We start from the raw sequence: 2863 nt of genomic DNA on the forward strand, positions 1-2863 counted from the left end.
CGATTTCGGCAACAAAGCCCAGTTAATTCAGTATCTAATGAAGCGATTGCTTTATTAGCGTTTGCAATTGCTGTCTTGTTAGTGTTAATTAATGCATTAACGCCATTGAAATCAGCCTCAACCGTTTCTTCAAACTCTGCTAGATTACCTGCAACACCTTGAATTGCTGTCTTATTTTGATTAATAAGTGCACCTTGCTGACCAATCGTAGTATTAGCCTCACGAATATCAGTAGCATTATCGATAATGTCTTGTTTAGCGTCTTCAACGTCTTGCACCAAACCATCAAAGTTATCATTGATATTTCCCCAGTTAGCACTGTCGTCTAACAGGTCATCAATGTCTTTCATGGTAAATGCTATAGCAGCAGAATAAGACATACCGTCTTTACCAAACATATCGTAATGCCCTACTCTAAGGTAATGCACACCTTCATACTTCTTACTCAATACAACAATGTTTCCAGTTGAAGTATGCGCAAGAGTTGACGCACTTGGAGTAAAGTTATTAGTAGTAGCAATATGAATATCTGACGCTTGATAATCTTTATCAGTAGGCATATCGAAGTTGATTGTAAGTGCTGTTAATTCACCGTTAACTTTGACACCACTTGGTTGTGCCATCTGGGTATTTAACGCATCGATAATCAAACCACGTGAAGTAGAACCATCTTTAGCTACAATCTTGATTTCAAATCGTAAATCACGATTAACACCACTTTTAGCATTCATACTATGAGAGTATGTAAACGTATGAGAAGACGAGCTAAGGGTTTCTTTGTACGTATTGCTAGCACCTTTGTATACGATAACCTCGTAATGACTGAATACGTCAGCTACTGTCTTGATACCATCAAACGACTCAGTGTTTGGTACATTCAATGGCTTAGTCTTCATATTATCCCAAGAGATAACACAATCACCTGTCGTAAACACTGCACTACCATTAGTTGGAGTTGGTAAGGTAATACCACCTTCTACTTTCTGGTTGACGATTGACACCCATGGGCTAGTTGAACCCATAAACGTCTTTGTCATTACACGGAAATCATAGTTATCAGGAGCAAGATTCGAGAACTCGTAATCTTCGTCTAGCACATCTGAAACACGTTTCCATGAAGTAGCAGAGCTTAGTTTGTATTCAACAACTGTTCTATGCTCACGATTGTAGCGAGTAGTCCAAGACAGAATACCGCGTCCAGAAGTAGTAAACCCAGTTTGTTCAAACGATAATCCAACTGGAGAAGGCACTTTAACCGTCGGTGGCTTAACTGGTGGAGAGCCGATACCATCGTCGTAATTACTTTCGTCATAAACACTTTCATTGTATTCAGTAGCACTAATCTTAGAAACGGTTGTCTTTTCGTCTAATGAAGTTTCGATTTTATTGATACGATACTTCTTACGTTTCAAACCATAATCTTCTTGAGTCACTTCAATAACGTCATACAGATGTACGTCTTTCTTAGTGTTATCAATTTCAAACTCAATTGATTGCTGGTACTTCGCTTTCTTTAAATGTTTGTTAGCGATTAACTTTACTTTTTCTAAAGAACCGAAATCAGTAGTGTATGTGAACTTAATGTCTTTAGCCTTTTCGAATCCATCATTACGAATGATTGCGTTATTAGCCACGTCTCTTGGAAGTACATACTTATCTACTGTAAAATTAGTATCAGCATTAATAAACTCTAAATTAACAATGTTGTAGTAAGAACTATCGTTAGCATTCGATAAACGGAATGAACCAACCATATCGTCCATTGTAATATGAGCTACAGCAGGAGAAGATTTATCAGCCTTCACTTTGATTTGACCATCTTCTACGTATGCAACACCATCGAATGCTGTACACATATCAATCAGGATTTGACCGTAATCAGAGCCTTGGTCAATGTAACCATCGAATGTTAAACCAGCCTGGTCACAGTAGTTTGCTAGTTCGATAAATGATTGAGTATGAATAGCGTCAGCAGGTACACCCATACCGTAGTATGTATCAACCAAATATGTATAAAGAACACAAGCAGGGTTTCTGTACGAGTTCTTACCAGTATTTACCCACGTACGATTTTCTAATGAAAATCTAGGGTCGATAACAGCAACACCATGTACCAGAGCTTCAACCTTGAAACGGTCACTCATAATACGAATATCGTTATCGTCTTCTTTGTTTAAGAAACGTTCTACTAACAATGAAGCTGAAGCAGTCCTGTCACCACGGCAAGAAGCGTCCCATTCACCGTCTGAATGACCAAATAGCTGTGAGTATGCAGTTTCTTTATTTGCACCAAGACGTAAACCCATATCTAAGTTTGGAAACTCTTTCGTACAAGAAGAACTGTTGCCTGTGTACCAAGTACCTATTGATGGTTGATTGTTAAAATATCTAACGCCGTCAATGAACACCTGTTCAAACTTTAAAATTGGACCAACACCAAATGAGTGAGCCTGCGCTAACCATCTTGTATTGCTGTTATTAACGTTGCTCCATACACGGACGGACGGAACCATACAACGTCCAAATGGCACAACTTTAGGGTTATTCTGCCCTTTTCTGTCAATTGACGTACCACTATCTTTAATATCTTGATTATCAGGACGCATAGTTAGTGTCATTGCTAATGAAACAACAGCACTAGTAGCGGAGATAATGGCAGCAATAGTACCTATACCTAAACCCATGGTTGAAATACCTCAAAATCATGACCAACGAGGTCAACTCTAAAATAATTAAAATGTTTATTTCTTGGGTCTACTCCAAATAAGTAGCCATCGAAATAATAGAAACAATGAATACCACTGATAACTATGCAGCCATCTGATATTAGATTTGGGTTTATTTGTTTGTACCCTATTTTTAA

The 2863-nt window shown here is 38.1% G+C and carries 2 protein-coding genes; both read right to left on the reverse strand.

All coding sequences use genetic code 11. From position 1 onward, the window contains the following. A partial coding sequence (locus HW45_RS04700; RefSeq protein ID WP_038225284.1) for a phage tail protein occupies positions 1 to 2684 on the reverse strand: 2684 nt, incomplete at its 3' end. After that, positions 2675 to 2863, reverse strand: a 189-nt coding sequence (locus HW45_RS29925) for a hypothetical protein (protein WP_235225363.1), incomplete at its 5' end; no start/stop codon positions are given. The genes HW45_RS29925 and HW45_RS04700, both read right to left, overlap by 10 nt.

Source organism: Vibrio sp. ER1A, from assembly GCF_000733315.1.
GTDB lineage: Bacteria > Pseudomonadota > Gammaproteobacteria > Enterobacterales > Vibrionaceae > Vibrio > Vibrio mediterranei.